11 protein-coding genes are annotated in these 15209 nt (G+C 37.6%); 3 read left to right on the forward strand and 8 right to left on the reverse strand.

What is annotated here, in order from left to right; translation table 11 throughout:
- Window positions 1-9: 9 nt before the first annotated feature.
- The 6 genes from CXF76_RS07570 to CXF76_RS07595 form a co-directional block, all read right to left on the reverse strand.
- Window positions 10-1017: an isocitrate dehydrogenase gene (locus CXF76_RS07570; RefSeq protein WP_007580684.1), complete on the reverse strand. Its 1008-nt coding sequence runs from the start codon at window positions 1015-1017 to the stop codon at window positions 10-12.
- Between the two features lie 206 nt (window positions 1018-1223).
- On the reverse strand, window positions 1224-2912 hold the full coding sequence (locus tag CXF76_RS07575) for a hypothetical protein (RefSeq protein ID WP_101163370.1): 1689 nt from the start codon (window positions 2910-2912) through the stop codon (window positions 1224-1226).
- An 11-nt stretch (window positions 2913-2923) separates the two neighbouring features.
- Entirely contained in the window at window positions 2924-3307 is a 384-nt protein-coding gene (locus tag CXF76_RS07580) for a DUF3192 domain-containing protein (RefSeq protein ID WP_024591078.1), read from the reverse strand.
- A gap of 70 nt (window positions 3308-3377) precedes the next feature.
- The gene (gene xni / locus CXF76_RS07585; RefSeq protein WP_024609155.1) at window positions 3378-4151 is read right to left on the reverse strand and encodes a flap endonuclease Xni; all 774 of its coding nucleotides are present in this window, start codon (window positions 4149-4151) and stop codon (window positions 3378-3380) included.
- A 10-nt stretch (window positions 4152-4161) separates the two neighbouring features.
- On the reverse strand, window positions 4162-5505 hold the full coding sequence (gene ppnN / locus CXF76_RS07590; RefSeq protein ID WP_007580678.1) for a nucleotide 5'-monophosphate nucleosidase PpnN: 1344 nt from the start codon (window positions 5503-5505) through the stop codon (window positions 4162-4164).
- A 65-nt stretch (window positions 5506-5570) separates the two neighbouring features.
- Window positions 5571-7106: a GGDEF domain-containing protein gene (locus tag CXF76_RS07595; RefSeq protein WP_007580677.1), complete on the reverse strand. Its 1536-nt coding sequence runs from the start codon at window positions 7104-7106 to the stop codon at window positions 5571-5573.
- 204 nt (window positions 7107-7310) lie between these two features.
- Here CXF76_RS07595 and CXF76_RS07600 point away from each other — a divergent pair, with 204 nt between their 5' ends.
- The 3 genes from CXF76_RS07600 (at window position 7311) to CXF76_RS07610 (ending at window position 13637) form a co-directional block, all read left to right on the forward strand.
- Window positions 7311-9098: a M61 family metallopeptidase gene (locus CXF76_RS07600; protein ID WP_101163371.1), complete on the forward strand. Its 1788-nt coding sequence runs from the start codon at window positions 7311-7313 to the stop codon at window positions 9096-9098.
- Between the two features lie 224 nt (window positions 9099-9322).
- Complete coding sequence (locus CXF76_RS07605; protein ID WP_232785108.1) at window positions 9323-11425, forward strand: bifunctional diguanylate cyclase/phosphodiesterase; 2103 nt, start codon at window positions 9323-9325, stop codon at window positions 11423-11425.
- Between the two features lie 40 nt (window positions 11426-11465).
- Window positions 11466-13637, forward strand: a complete 2172-nt coding sequence (locus CXF76_RS07610) for a S46 family peptidase (protein ID WP_101163372.1) — start codon at window positions 11466-11468, stop codon at window positions 13635-13637.
- Between the two features lie 308 nt (window positions 13638-13945).
- Here CXF76_RS07610 and CXF76_RS07615 read toward each other — a convergent pair whose 3' ends face one another.
- Both CXF76_RS07615 and CXF76_RS07620 read right to left on the reverse strand, forming a co-directional pair.
- Window positions 13946-14266, reverse strand: a complete 321-nt coding sequence (locus CXF76_RS07615; protein ID WP_101163373.1) for a hypothetical protein — start codon at window positions 14264-14266, stop codon at window positions 13946-13948.
- Window positions 14267-14366: 100 nt separating this feature from the next.
- On the reverse strand, window positions 14367-15209 hold an 843-nt coding region (locus CXF76_RS07620; protein WP_232785107.1), incomplete at its 5' end, for a hypothetical protein.

Below are 15209 nucleotides of genomic sequence, written 5' to 3' on the forward strand. Positions count from 1 at the left end.
AAATATTAATTATAAACGGTCAATTACTGATTGAGTGAAATCAGTTGTACCGTGGCTGCCGCCTAAATCGCGGGTTGTACGGTCGCCTGATTTAATTACATCAGCAACAGCACTACGAATACGCTCTGCTGTATCGCCCATATCTAAATGCTCAAGCATTTGGATAGACGCTAAAATTACAGATGTTGGGTTAGCTAGGTTTTTGCCAGCAATATCTGGTGCACTACCGTGTACAGCTTCAAAAATTGCAGCGTCTTCACCAATGTTAGCACCTGGAGCCATACCTAAACCGCCAACTAAACCAGCACAAAGGTCAGATAAAATATCACCAAATAAGTTAGTCGTAACAATTACGTCAAACTCTTCAGGTGTCATTACCAGTTTCATACACGTTGCATCAACAATCATTTCATTTGATTCAATTTGTGGGTAACGCTCAGCTACTTCACGTGCTACTTTTAAAAACAAACCAGATGTTGATTTTAAAATGTTAGCTTTATGAACAGCAGTTACTTTTTTACGACCTTCACGTACCGCTAGCTCATATGCAAAAGTTACGATTTTTTCTGCGCCTTCACGCGTAATTATCGATTTTGCTTCTGCTTCATTACCGTCTTCACTTACTATTTGGCCTGCACCTGAGTACATACCTTGCGTATTTTCACGAATAGTAATGATATCAATATCGTCGTAACGCGCTTTAGTGCCAACAAATGATTTAACAGGGCGTACGTTAGCGTATAAACCAAATTGCTTACGAAGTGTTACGTTAATAGACGTAAAACCTTCACCTACAGGCGTTGTTAATGGGCCTTTAAGAGTGATTTTGTTTCTAGCTATTGTATCAACCGTGTCTTGTGGAAGTAACTCACCTGTTTTTTCAAGTGCAGCTAGGCCAGCATCAACAAATTCATAATCAAAGTCGCAACCTGCGGCTTTTAATATTTCAAGTGCTGAGTCGATAATGCTCGGACCGATGCCGTCGCCTTTGATCACTGTGATGGTTTGTTTGGCCATTGACTTTTCCTTTAAAGAGTTTGATTTGCACATAAATTATTACCCTGAGAGAGTAATCGCTTGTTAGATCATTTATGTGAACGTGCTTGAAAATTTAAGGGCGCATTTATATCAACTTATCACCCATTTTGCTAGTTTATACAAGAAATACTGGGTATACATCAAAGTTATAATGGGTATAAAGACGTTAAATAGGTTTCCATAAATTAAATACTATTAAATAACGCGAGAGATTCTAATTTTTGATTAAAATCAGTTGGGTTTTGCCAATTTAGTATTTTCAGTTGTTCGTTTAATGTTTGCAGTTGCCACGCTGTTAGCGCAAGTTCTGGTTTAAAAACACTCTGGGCAACAATTTTAAGTGTGATCCAGAGTTTATGAGAATCAGTTAAGTGTTTTTTAGGTGTTTGCTCTGCTTCTAAAAGTGCCGTTGTCCATGGGTTGTCACTTAATAAATGAGTAAGCTGTTGCGTTAGTTGCTCGTTATTAATTGAATCTACTCCAAAAAATGAGCAAATAGGGGCACTCAATGTTTTATTTGGTGTGTCGTCAATCAGCGTTTTACGAGAAAGCTGTGTACTGCATTGCGTTAATAAAAAGTGAGCATAAGCATATAAAGGTAATGTAATGTGTTCAAACTGGTCATGTTTATTTTTACTGACTAATAAGGCCATTATTTTTACTAAACCATTTAATCTGTTAGTAACGTAGGCTTGCAGAGGGTGTGGGGTAACATTAACTAATTGCTCAAAAACAACTCTTTGAATTATCGCAGGTGCATTATAATAACCGACCATCGATAAACTATGCTTTAAGTCTTTAGCGGCCTGATGCTCCTTATTATAAGGTTTTACTGCCTCACATAAATTAGCAACTACCTGAGGGTGAGCCACCATTAGCTGGCTTAGCCCTTTATAGCTATATTCGTGCTGTGACTTAATATTACTTATTAGTTCAAGTAAAGACTGTGCTTTATCAACGCCAACCACACTTTTTGACTTAACATGTTCACTGTTAAACACTTTGAAGCTAATGGTTTTATCAGCGCAATGCCATTGTTTTGGGTTGTCGTTAAGCGTTGCTTTAACGCTAAACCAAGCTAATTTATTTGGATTAGTGTTACTAATTAAAATATGTTTTTGCTGCGCATCAGTCGCTAAATAAATCATGGTTTGCTCGGCATAAAAAACGCGGCTTCCCGGTAATAGTGGCCCCAAATGGGCTATAAGTGATTTGATTAGCTGCAGTGCAAACAAATTTGGTGTGCGAATGTACAAGTCAGTAAGTGCTTTAAATAAACTTATGTGTTTATTAGCCGTATTACTAGTAATGTTCATACTAATAATATTTGCTAAAGCAATTAGTGTTATGCCCCCATCGTAAAGCATTATTTTAGGAGCACTTACCAATGCTTGTTTATATTTACTTAACTTAGCTAATAATTGCGTGACGGGTTTGGCAGAATCGCCACTGGATAACATTACTTTTGCGGCTAACTGATGACGTATTTTCCATATGTTTTTATCAGAGTCTTGAAAAGGTGTTTGTTCGCAAAGCTTGTTTAATTGCGCTCCAACACATAAATGCTCAATAAGTGAAGCCGCTATGTATAGCTCGCTTAGGGCATTGTTATAGTGTTGAGATTTACAAAGTGCAGCGGTTATTACACTCTGGCTAACAACTAAATTGGTGGCATAAGAATAATTAGGATTATAAAGTGTTAAACGAGCTTGTAATGCGAATGGCTGTTCGCTATAGAGCACTCTATATTGCTCAGCTAGCTTACTTGCCATGGGGTATAAGGCTGTCCATTTTTGTTTATTGTTATAATAGCTTAAAAACAGCTGCGTATTATTAAGCAGCTGCTCTAAAGTAGTTGAAACAGCTTCATCCATTAAACCTTCACCTAGTTTTGTTCTTGATATTTATTATATGCACTAGGACCCCATAAAAATAGCTGCCCATTTTTAAATAATAACCCAGTACATTCATCCATAGTGGTTATACCGTCAGATGTTTTATGCTGTGTACGGTAAAAAACAATCTGAAATACCTGTTCACCATCTCGTTTGGCATAAGTAAGGTCGGGGCTGCCTAAATAATCAAGCACAGTATTTAGTGTTGTTGGCTGCTCAAGTGATAGTTTTTCGATATAACGTTTATTGAAAGCCTCTCGGTCTTGCCAAATCATAGCCTGAGGATCATCTTTATAAAAGGTGATCACCAACGCTGCTATCAGTGCATATAGCCCTAAACCTAAGATTAAATATCGGATAAATTTTTTCAATATGGTTTACTCTAACTCCGGTAACTAATAAATAGTATACGTTTTGTAATGTTTAGAGGCTATTAACTTGCGATTAATTAAGCCTTAACTGCTTTAAACTAAAGCCTAAATTTATATCGGTGCGTAAACTAACCAAGTGCTTTGAGATTACGTACATATCCATATTAGCGGCTAACTTTGCTTTAATACTCGGGCTTAGAGACTCATCTTCGGCCGCATGCTCAATTGAATTATAGTTATTAACTATTTGCTGCGCAGACTTAGTGCCTATTCCTTTTACTCCCGGAATATCATTTGTTTTATCACCAGCCAAAGCCCAAAAATCAACGAGCTTATTTTGCTCAACACCAAAACGCTCTTTTATACTTGTCTCATCTAAATAGAGTTTTTTAAAATAATCATAAACTGTAATGTAGGGGCCTATATAGGGTAAAAAGCCTTTATCAGTAGAGACAACAGTATTAGCTATTTGATTATTTGATGCCTTAAACGCAAGCGTTGCAATAATGTCATCGGCTTCATCGTTAATAGGCTCAAATACAACAATACCGGTTTCTTCTATTGCGGTTTTAAAGTGCTCTAAGGCATCTTTTAGCACTTGAGGCATTGGGGCACGGGAGTGTTTGTAGTCTTTATAAAAATGATAACGCCAGCTTTTGTCACCATCAAATACCGCAATCGCATGGGTTGCATTACTTGTATCTAAAAGCTTTTTACACGCATGAGCTACACGTGCACAGCACGTTTGTATCATTTGCTCATCACTGTGATGTTTTTGATTAGCGTCAACGGCGTAAATGCGCCTAATTAAATTAAGCGCATCAATAAGAAGTAAATGGGGTTTCAAACTATAAAACTCATGCTTTTATTTTGTAACACGGAATGTATTTGCTGCCAGGGAGTTTCATACGGCCTTGATCAACAAATGCTTGTAATAACGTATCCATATTTTCCATAAGGGCAGGCTCGCCACTTAAAATGTATGGACCGTTTTGCTTAATGGCTTTAACGCCTTCGTCTTTTACATTTCCAGCTACAATACCTGAAAAAGCTCTGCGTAAATTAGCCGCTAATAACTGCTTTGGTTGATCAAGATGTAAATCAAGACTTGCCATATTTTCGTGTGTTGGTGCAAAAGGTTGTTGAAAATCGTTATCGATTTTTAACGTCCAGTTAAAGTAGTAGGCATCGCCTTCACTTTTACGGTAATCACGAACATTGGCCATAGCCGATCTTAGCTTTTGCCCAACTAACTCAGGATTATCAATAATAACTTCAAACTTATCTAATGCTTCTTTACCAAGCGTCATTTCAACAAATTCACACAGCTCTTTAAAGTACGCTTCACTTTCTTTAGGGCCAGTTAAAATCACAGGCAAACATTGTTTGGTGTTATCTGGATGAAGTAATATGCCTAATAAATATAGCAATTCTTCAGCAGTACCTGCGCCACCAGGAAAAATGATAATAGCGTGAGCTGTTCTTATAAAAGCTTCAAGGCGCTTTTCAATGTCAGGTAAAATAACTAATTCGTTAACAATAGGGTTTGGTGGCTCTGCAGCAATAATGCTTGGCTCTGTTAGGCCTAAGTAACGGTTATTGGTATTGCGCTGTTTTGCATGGCCAATAGTGGCACCTTTCATTGGGCCTTTCATGGCACCAGGGCCACAACCAGTACAAATATTTAATCCACGTAAGCCCAGTTCGTAACCTACTTGTTTTGTGTATTTATATTCAACTTCGTTTATTGAGTGTCCGCCCCAGCAAACAACCATACTTGGTTCGCTATTAACACGCAAAGCACCTGCATTTCTGAGCATATCGAATACCATATGAGTAATGGCTTTTTGCTCTTTTAAATCTTTTTCGTATTTTTGACAAATAAACAAAATATCGCGAATAACAGAAAATATATGCTCGTGAATTCCGGTAATTATTTCGCCATCAACAAATGCGGTTTCGGGTGGGTTTTCAAGCTCAATTTTAATGCCTCGTTCGCGGCTTACTAAACGAATATCAAAATCTTTGTATTTGTCGTATATATCGCTACTTTCGTCGGTATGGCTACCTACATTAAGCACTGCTAGTACGCAGTTTCTAAATAACTTATAACGCTCACTAGCAGAAGATTGCTCTAATAAATCAACTTCTAATTGCGACAGTAAATCTAAAACCCCAGTTGGGTTTAACTGTATTAACATAGACGTTCTCCTTACTGCTAAATCGTAAAAAACTACTTGTCATAAAATTTATAATGGCTATGACATTATTTACTGGTACAAAGTCTATCTCGTCCTGAATTTTTGGCCTCGTAAAGAGCATCATCTGCTCTATCAAATGCCTTTAACAGAGTATCGCCTTTTTTGAACTGAGTTGCACCTACCGAGATTGTGATCTCAATTTGTTTTTCTCTAAATTTAAAAGGTATATTTTTAATTACCTTTCTTACTTTATCCAGAGGTAATGTTGCGTTTTCAAGCGACACACCTGGCATTAACAATACAAATTCTTCACCGCCGTAACGCGCTATAAAATCGGACTTTCTTACCGATTTTTGCAACGCTTTTGATATAACCTGTAAGGTAATGTCACCTGCGGTATGGCCAAATCTATCATTGATAGATTTAAAGTGGTCAACATCAATAACCGCAAGCGTAACATCTGATGGCTGCACATTAAACAAATGCATTTCGTGATTGTAACGTTCATCAAATGCAGCTCGGTTAGGCAGTTTTGTAAGCCCATCAAGTAAACTTTTAAAGCGCTGTTCGTTTAAGCGTTTTTTATACGTTGTTAACTTATCTTCTAAAGTAACAATTCGTTTGTTTATTTCACTAAAGCTAGTGCTAAGCATTTCTCTATCTTTTCGTTCTAACTTTTCTTTTGCTAGAAAATCTTCGCTTAGTGATTTTAATTCGTTATCTACAAGTTCTTTTAAAGATGAGATTGACGTTGCTTTTTGTGTTTGTTCGTTGAGGTTTTTTATTTTTAGTTCAATGCTTTTATTTAACGAATCAAACTCAATACTCATCGATTCTGAGTGTCTACTAGTAGAGACAATAGAATTATGTAGATCTTCGAGGGTTTGATTTAATGAAACTAAAAAGCTTTGTGCAGATTTACGCTCTTTGCTAATGTTTTTTACTACGACTTCAATTATGTTAATCGCAACATCGAGTAATGCATCGATTGTGTCACTTTCTGTAATATTATTTTTTATACTATTAATTTGTAGTGTAGCTTCTTCTTCAAGTATAAGTTCGTTAGCCAGCTCAAGTAGTTTTTTTGCACGAGCTTGTTTTACAGGGCGCTGATTATCGGCTTGAGGGTCTTGCTTAGTTAGCAATGCTTCATGATAAAAAAGAATAAGTTGGTCAAGTAGCGGAATATAACCATGGGTTGACTGAACGTTATTAATCTCTTGATCGAGTAAATTTCTCAGGGCTCTGCGAGTATCGTCTGGTAAACCTTTAGTTTTTTGTAACTGTTTACCTGCATTTTGTACACTGTTGAATAAATCACGTTGCTGAGCTTGCTGAATCGATTCTTGATTTTTAAGTAATATCAAAGTTTCACTAACAAGAGGAGAGAGGTCTTCAAAGCTCATACCTTTATTGAGTGCACTTCTAAATTTAGCAAGGCGATTATCTAACTCAATATCAAGCCCTTTACAGCTTAGCGAAAGTTTAGCTGCAAAGTCGCACAAAATATCCACTTGATGTTTGCGTGCACTCTCAATAGCCATACGAGCATCAATTGCTTGTTTGAGTTTTTTATCTGTTGGATTAGATCTTTCAGACACCTAAGCGTACCGCCATCAAATTAATTTTATTATCTTCAGTTTACAACAAATTTTTATTATGTGTAGTTATCTAGTAAAAAACTTAGAAATTTTAATAAGCTACTACGTATAAACTCGTATACGGGGCAATTTGTCGTATTTAATTCACTTTTAAATAGGGGCTTGCTAGTCTTGCAGGCAATTAAGTTTCCACTAAGAGTCTCTATGAAAAAGTTATTAGCCCTATCTATTTTAGCTGCATGTTCAGCACCTGTATTTGCCGATGTAAATTATTCTTTAGAAATCTCACAACCACAACATCATTTAGGCGATGTAAGTGTTGAGTTTCCAAAAACAGCGCAAGCACATCTTGATATAAAACTTCCTGCATGGCGAACGGGTCGCTATGAAATGCTAAACCTTGCCAATGGCATTCGTTACTTCAAAGCTAAAGATGAAGATGGCAAAGAGTTAAAATGGGAAAAAATTGACCATAGTACATGGCGTGTACACCTTAATGAGCCAACAGAAGTTAATGTTGACTACCAGGTGTATGCAAATGAGCTTGGTAAGCGCGCTCGCCACATTGACGACAGCCATGCATTTATAGATGCATCAGGCTTTTTTATGTTTAGTGAATCATTTCGCCAAGAGCCAGTAACCGTTAATTTAGAGGTACCTAAAAAGTGGCGCTCTGTATCGGGTATGGATAATTTAAAAGGCAAAAATTCATTTAAAGCAGCAGATTACGACGTACTTGTTGATTCACCAATCGAAACGGGTATTAACCAACTACACACATTTGAAGTAGATGGCCGTGAATACGATTTAGTTATATGGGGCGATGGTAACTACGATGTAGAGCAAATGCTTACCGATCTTAAAAAATTAGTTGCTACTGGTAATGTAATTTGGGATGGCTATCCGTATGAACGTTATGTATTTATGGTACACGCTACGTCGGGTGCTGGTGGTGCAACAGAGCATTTAAACTCAACAATTATTCAACGTCCACGCGATAGATTTGGTAGCCGCGAAGATTACCTAGCCTTTATTAGCACCGCTGCGCATGAGTTTGTTCATACGTGGAATGTTAAAGCATACCGCCCTCAAGGTTTAGTGCCGTACGATTACACTAATATGAATTACTCTAAACTGCTTTGGATTGCAGAGGGTTCAACAAGTTATTTTGAAGATCATTTAATGGTTCGCTCTGGTATTGAAACCACAGATGAATTTTTTAAAGTGATGAGCAAAACCATTAATCGCCATTTACAAACCCCAGGCCGTGAAGTGCAAAGCGCAAGCGAAACAAGTTTTGATAAATGGATTAACCAAGGTGGCGATCATGCACGTAACTACAGCACTAATATTTATTCAGAAGGTTCATTACTTTCATTAGTTTTAGATATCGACTTGCTAGAAAAAAGCCAAGGTAAAATAAGCTATCGCGACGTACACAAAGCACTTTATAACAATCATAAAATGCCAGCTGGTTTTACAGATATAGATGTACTTAATATCTTAAAAGATTTAACAGGGCGTGATTACTCAAGCTGGTGGCAAGAAAATGTTGAGTCGCCTGCAAGTATTAACTTTGACGACTTACTTACTAAAGTAGGCTTGAAATTTGAACGTCCTGAAAAAGCAAAAGCCCTTGCAAGCATTGATGCTACCGCTAAAAACACAGGCGAGTTACTTACGTTAAGTTACGTTCGCCGTGGTGGCAGTGCGTGGAAAGCAGGTTTAACTACCGATGATAAAATTGTCGCTATAAACAAACATCACGTAGGTAAAGATTTAAAAACCAGCTTAGAAACGTTTAAGGCAGGCGACAAAGTAACCGTTGACTATCTTCGTCGCGATGCACTTGAAAGCTTAACATTAGTATTATCAGAAGATTTCGATAAGCCTAAAAAAGTAGTTGCTGATAAAGAGGCAACGCCACAGCAAAAAGCACTATTCAAAGCATGGATTGGCGTGGAACATCCAAATGATGTGACAAAAAAATAAATTCAGTTTTTATAGAGTTTAAATACAGTTAACAATTATTAAAAAAGAGCTTCGGCTCTTTTTTTGTTTTGTATAATGGCGTATATAATGTACATGGAAATTTAATATTAAAATTAAATTTAATTATTATTTGGTGTTTTTTATTACTAAATAAAATTACTTATGGATATAGCCTCAAAATGAAATTAGACGACGTTGCTTCAGACTTAACCAACTAATTTGTAATTAACGACTATTTGCACCAGTTATTTGATGCGGTAAATGTAATTTCTGTTCAAGGTTATGACAATGAGCGTCGTGTTATTTATTGGAATGAAGGCAGTGTGCGACTTTACGGATACACCAAAGAAGAGGCCATAGGGCAAAAAATAGAAGACCTTATAATTCCAGAATCAATGTGTGAATTTGTAATTGACGCACACAGTGATTGGGTAGAAAAAGACATAGAAATTCCAGCATCCGAAATTACCCTAAAAGGTAAAAATGGCGAAAGTGTATCTGTTTTTTCTAGCCATGTTATGTTTACAAATCAATATAATACAAAACAAATGTATTGCATTGATATTGACTTATCTGAGGTTAAAAAGGCACAAGCAGATGCATCATTTAATGAGGATATGCTAAAAACTATTTTTGAGGCAATTCCTGACTTATTTTTCTTGATGGAAAATGATGGAACTATTATTGAGTATCATGCCAGTAATGAGACCGATCTCTACACCAAGCCAAAGCAATTTATTGGTAAAAAAATGGGTGATGTACTCCCGCGCGCTGTAGCCAAAAAATTTGAAACCTATATCAGCCTCGTATTAGAAAAAGAGCAGATGATGAGCTTTAAATATGAGCTAGCTTTACCCCATGGGCTCGTTTTTTTTGAAGCAAGAATAAATAAAATAACAGAACATAACCAGTTAATGGTTATTATTCGAGATATTACAGAACAGCATAAATCAGATGAACTAATTAGACATCAAGCGTATTACGATAGTCTAACTTTACTCCCAAATCGTTTTTTAGCACTTGATCGTTTGTCGCAATTGCTTATTGAAGCACAAAGAAATAACGAAAAAGCAGCGGTACTGTTTTTAGATTTAGATGATTTTAAAAAAATAAATGATTCCTTAGGCCATGAAACAGGAGACAAACTTTTAATTGAATCAGCGCAAAGGCTACAAGAGGCACTGCGAAAAGACGATACGGTAGGGCGCCTAGGTGGGGATGAGTTTATCGTATTGTTACGCGGTATAACTGATCATCATTCTGCTTTAAAAATCACTGAAAAACTGGTCAATAACTTTAGAGCCCCTTTTAAAATTGAGGGCCGGGAACACATACTTACAGCGAGTATTGGTGTAGCCATATACCCAGAAAATGGTACAACCGTTGCTGATTTATTACGAAATGCTGACACTGCAATGTATCAAGCAAAATCATATGGTCGTAATACTTATTCATTTTTTACTAAAAAGATGAATGTAATTATTCAGCGCCGACTAGTAATAGAAGAGCAGATGCGTGGCGCCCTTGAACGTAATGAATTCGAGTTATTCTACCAGCCCCAATTTGACGCCAAAAATAAACACATAATTGGCGCAGAAGCGTTATTACGCTGGCATAACCCTGTGCTAAGTAATGTAACACCCGATGAGTTTATACCTATTGCCGAAAATACAGGATTAATTGTACCCATTGGCAAGTTTGTAATTAGCCAAGCATTAGATTTTTTAAACACATGGCAAAGTACTTGTAAACGCACACAGCAATACACCATGGCTGTTAACTTATCGCCTCGCCAATTTAGAGACGTAGGGTTGCTCAGTTTTATTCAAAACTCATTGAGTGAAGCAAACGTAAATCCCGAAAGTTTAGAGCTTGAAATAACTGAGGGAGTATTGATGAGTTGCCACACTAATGTTGTTGATATATTGACTGAAATAACAGCATTAGGCATTAACTTATCAATGGATGACTTTGGTACAGGTTATTCATCATTAAGTTATTTGAGGGAGTATCCGTTTAATGTACTTAAAATAGATAGAAGTTTTATTGACGGTATTGTACTAAACAATGAAGATTGTAATCTCGTAAAGGCAATTATTGCCATGTCGCACAGTTTAGGGCTGACAGTGGTAGCCGAAGGCGTAGAAACAAAAGAGCAGCATACTTTGTTGAACAAATTAGACTGTGATTTTATGCAAGGCTTCTATTTTAGTAGACCCATACCAGCAAAACAGTTTCTTGATTTTTCGATGAATTTTGATAAAAGTAAGATTAAACACTTGATTGTAACAATTCATTGCACGGCTATTGACCTCATTAGCTACTGACGAGTAACCTGTTATAGAAACAAATAAAAAGGATTCTATAATGCGTTTAAAACCTCTTGTAGCTACATTAGCAGCCACATTTTCTTTATCACTTTCAAGTAGTGCCATAGCCGACGAAGGCATGTGGCAACCACACCAACTTCCAGAGTTAGAATCAATTTTAAAAGCCAAAGGGCTTGAAATTGATGTTGAATCTATTTCTAAATTAACCGAATTCCCAATGAATGCGGTAATTAGCCTAGGTGGTTGTACAGCATCGTTTGTATCGCCTAAAGGTTTAGTTGTGTCAAACCATCACTGTGTTTATGGCTCGGTACAATACAACTCAACGCCTGAAAACAATATCTTAGAAAATGGCTTTTTAGCTAAAAGTCCTACAGAAGATTTACCTGCAGCGCCGGGCTCACGCGTATATGTAACAAAAACGGTTACCAACGTAACAGATGAAGTAATTAAAGGTACTAACGAGCTAACAGCAAAAGCACGCTACGACGCACTCGAAAAAAATGAAAAAGCGCTAGTAGCCCAGTGTGAAGCCGACGAAAGCTATCGTTGTAATGTGTATTCGTTTCATGGTGGTTTAGAGTTTTACCTAATTAAGTCACTTGAAATAAAAGACGTACGCTTAACTTATGCACCGGCAATGGGCGTAGGTAAATACGGCGGCGATATAGATAATTGGATGTGGCCGCGCCACACAGGCGACTTTGGTTTTTACCGCGCTTATGTAGGCAAAGATGGAAAACCTGCAGAGTACAGCGAAGACAACGTACCTTACGTACCTGACTCTTACCTAAAAGTAAGTGCCAAAGGCGTGCAAGAAGGCGACTTTGTAATGGTTACAGGCTACCCAGGGCGTACTAACCGCTACCGCATTGCAACAGAGGTAGATAACGTATTTAACGACAGTTACCCTAAAGCACGCGTTCATAACTCAAAATACGTGTCGCTTATTGAAGAAAATTCAGAAGACGGCAGTAAAGCGCGTATTGCTTACGAAAGCACCATTGCAGGTTATAACAACTATATTAAAAACTATGGTTCGATGATCGAAAGCTTCAAAAAAGGCACTATGCTTGAGCGCAAAAAACAGTTTGAGCAAGAGTTAACACAATGGATCAATAGTGACGGTGAGCGTAAAGAACAATACGGAAGCGTATTAGGTGAGCTATCTGAGCTAATTGCGCAATCACAAGAGCACAGTGAACGCGACCGCATGTTAGGTTATGTACATCGCTCACAAATGATCAGTACAGCACGACGTTTATACCGCTTAGCTTATGAAAAACAAAAGCCAAATAGCGAACGTGAATCTGGTTATCAAGAACGTGACTTACCTCGCATTAAAGCAGGGCTTGAGCGCATGACGCGCCGTTATGATAGCAAAGTAGACAAAGCTATTTTACTGCACTTTTTAGAGCTGTATGCAGCACTTCCAAAAGAAGAGCGTTTTAGCGACGTTGATAACGTATTTAAAGTACAAAATGGGTTTGATAAAGCAACCCAAAGCGCGTTACATGATAGCATGTATGAGCAGTCAAGACTCGATAATGCCACTGTTCGCAATTCATTATTTGAGCAATCGTTTAGCCAGCTAAATCAAAGCCAAGACCCATTTGTGCAATACGCTAAAGCAATATTTAAAGTAATGAAAGCACAGGAAGATAAATCAAAAGCACTTGCAGGTAAATTACAAGCAGCTCGCCCTGAGCTAATGAGCGCAATAATTGCGTTTAACAAAGCTAAAAACAAACCTGTATACGCCGATGCCAACAGCACATTAAGAGTAACCTATGGCACCGTAGGTGGCTACTCACCTCAAGATGGCTTGGTAGCAACACCTTTTACATCGCTTGAAGGATTACTCGCTAAAAACACCGATGTTGACCCATTTAATGCACCCAAAAAGTTACAAGAGCAAATTAAAGCCAAGCTTTACGGTGATTACACGGGCGGCATGAATACAGTACCCGTTAACTTTTTATCAAATGTAGACACTACCGGTGGTAACTCAGGTTCGCCAACACTTAACGGTAAAGCAGAGCTTGTAGGCTTACTGTTCGACGGTGTTTACGAAAGTATTATTGGTGATTGGGATTACAACCCTGAGCTTAATCGCTCAATCCATGTTGATTCACGCTACATGTTGTGGGTAATGGATAAAGTAGATAATGCACAAAACTTGTTAGACGAAATGACAATCGTAAAATAAGTAATTAGTGGGATAAGAGAAGGGCGCTTACCGTAAAGGAAGCGCCTTTTTTGTTGATGTTTGATTCGCTTATTTATGGCTACTAATTGCCAGCTGCTGACCTTCAAGGCGTGAATCTGAAGCTTTGTTGGGTGGCGCCTTCGGCTTAACCAACTTATATTTTGACGTAGGTCGGATAAGTGGCGAAGCCACGCCATCCGACACAGTAAAATACCTTGCCAATTATTATCAATATTTTATGTTGTTGAGTGGCTGAAGAGTGCCATTTCCGGCCGTTCGTAACGCCGGTTACAACCTTGTTAAGTGAATTAAAGGTGATTGTCTTGCCAGTACGAGCTGTAATGCAAAGGTAATTCAACAGGATGCTTTTCACCACTTTCACGATAAAGCTTAAGCCTTTCTTTAAATGAGACTAATTCTCCACCATTAAATGATGAAGTGTCGTAAAATTGTCGTCCTTTGTTGATGAAATCTAAAGTAATTTCGTATTGGAAACGCCACCATAAAAGCAGCGCTCCTACTTCGGTAATTGTACTTCTTTTTAGGTAAACCCACGCGGACGCTCTAACATCTCTTTCTGCCATCAGGCTGTATGGGTTGTTAAATCCTGCGAGCTTGTCGATTATCATATACACCTAACGCCGTTTTAAGCGGCGAGTAGTAGCTTGCTAAAATGTGAAACGAAGTGGAACCGAGCAGGCTGTTACGAGTCCGACTTGAAAACCTTTGTTAGGCTTCTTTGCGTTCGAATAGACTATTAAATGCTAAATTCATCCTTTCAATATTTTCATTTAAAGCATCAACAAATATTTGAGAATTTTGATCATTTTCAAGCTCACTACGTAAAGCGATTGCCATAGGTGGTAATAATGATAAAAGGCGACTATGTTCACTCAAACATTTTTTTGCAAAAGTCTGAAATAAAGGGTCTAAGATTGACTGCTGTTCTTCTAAACTCACTTTACTCCGTTTAACAATATCCTCTTGAATCTCATAATTTTTATTTAAATAATCAAATGTAGCCTGATTATTGTGCCCTTGAAGGTGTAATTCTTTCATAATTGAAATGATACGATCTTTCTCATCGTTAGCAGAGTCTATTGTCGACTGGAATATTTCAATAGCTTCCTTGTGATCTAAAACTACAGCTCTATCTTTCATTAATTTAATCATAGATTCAGCCGTTTCGGCTGAATAATTTAAAATAGCAGCTACGGAGTCTTCTTTGGCTGCAAGGTAGGATTTGGCAACAATCCCACTATGGCCAGCCATTTGAGTTTCAATACCTTTTTGCGTGAAATCTAAGTTCATTAATTTGGGAACTAATTCTAATACATCGGCGAAAGAGCTAGCTACGTTTAAAAAGACCTCCTTCTTTAATGCTAGTTTTTGTTCGGATTGGTATTTTTGTTTTTCATGTTCAAGCAGCGCTGTCTGTCTTTTTTCATTGCCTTTATTTGTCCACAAAACACCCAAGAAAGTTAGGCAAGAAGCAACGACGCCACTCCAAACAACGTTTGGAACTTTAGAAATTAACTCGATAATAGATTCCATGCACTGCATCCTTGAGAA

It is taken from the genome of Pseudoalteromonas sp. 78C3, from assembly GCF_002836695.1.
GTDB lineage: Bacteria > Pseudomonadota > Gammaproteobacteria > Enterobacterales > Alteromonadaceae > Pseudoalteromonas > Pseudoalteromonas arctica.

What these genes read in the sequence shown, in the direction of transcription:
- CXF76_RS07570 (WP_007580684.1), bottom strand. Translation starts at nt 1,017, where the DNA reads ATGGCCAAACAAACCATCACAGTGATCAAAGGCGACGGCATCGGTCCG.
- CXF76_RS07575 (WP_101163370.1), bottom strand. Translation starts at nt 2,912, where the DNA reads ATGGATGAAGCTGTTTCAACTACTTTAGAGCAGCTGCTTAATAATACG.
- ppnN (WP_007580678.1), bottom strand. Translation starts at nt 5,505, where the DNA reads ATGTTAATACAGTTAAACCCAACTGGGGTTTTAGATTTACTGTCGCAA.
- CXF76_RS07600 (WP_101163371.1), top strand. Translation starts at nt 7,311, where the DNA reads ATGAAAAAGTTATTAGCCCTATCTATTTTAGCTGCATGTTCAGCACCT.
- CXF76_RS07610 (WP_101163372.1), top strand. Translation starts at nt 11,466, where the DNA reads ATGCGTTTAAAACCTCTTGTAGCTACATTAGCAGCCACATTTTCTTTA.
- CXF76_RS07615 (WP_101163373.1), bottom strand. Translation starts at nt 14,266, where the DNA reads ATGATAATCGACAAGCTCGCAGGATTTAACAACCCATACAGCCTGATG.